Origin of the sequence: Microbulbifer aggregans (assembly GCF_020524005.1) — a bacterium.
Classification (GTDB): Bacteria; Pseudomonadota; Gammaproteobacteria; order Pseudomonadales; family Cellvibrionaceae; genus Microbulbifer; species Microbulbifer aggregans_A.
On the sequence record NZ_JAIVKK010000051.1, the window covers coordinates 1 to 607 of the forward strand.

At 56.3% G+C, this 607-nt stretch carries 1 protein-coding gene; it reads right to left on the reverse strand.

The window, feature by feature from the left end; all coding sequences use genetic code 11:
* Positions 1–607, reverse strand: a 607-nt coding sequence (locus LC093_RS20270; protein ID WP_226669344.1) for an IS3 family transposase, incomplete at both ends; no start/stop codon positions are given.

Below are 607 nucleotides of genomic sequence, written 5' to 3' on the forward strand. Positions count from 1 at the left end.
CCCTGGTCCGAGTGGAACATGATGCCTTCCGGTTGCCCTCGTGATTCGTAGGCTATCGTAAGCGCCTTTTTAACTAGGGCGGTATCGGGCGATAACGAGAGCGCCCAGCCAACTGGCTTCCGCGCAAACAGGTCGATAACTACCGCAAGGTACGCCCACCGGGCTCCCGTCCAGATATAGGTTATGTCCCCAGCCCAAGCGGTATTGGGTGCAGCGACGTCGAACTCTCGATCGAGATGATTCGGCACATCAATGTGCGGCTGTTCAGCCTTCTTGTACCTATGATTTGGAAGCTGGGTACTCTCCAGGCCGAGTAGCTTCATTCGCTTTGCGGCGCGGTAACGGCTGAGCGGTGTACCGCCCTGTGTTACGATCTTCGAGATGGTTCTTGCCCCAGCAGAACCGTTGCTAACCTTATGAGCTGCCTTAACCAACGCCTGTAGTCGCACCTCTTCTGGCTTTGGCTCGGACGGCCTGTCGCGCCAGCTCCGATAGCTGCTCCGGTACACATCAAATACGTCGCACAACCGCTGAACGGCGTAGCTCCCCTGCAATCGCTCGATTATTTTGAACTGTTCAGCGAGTCCGACATCAAGAGAGCTGTAGC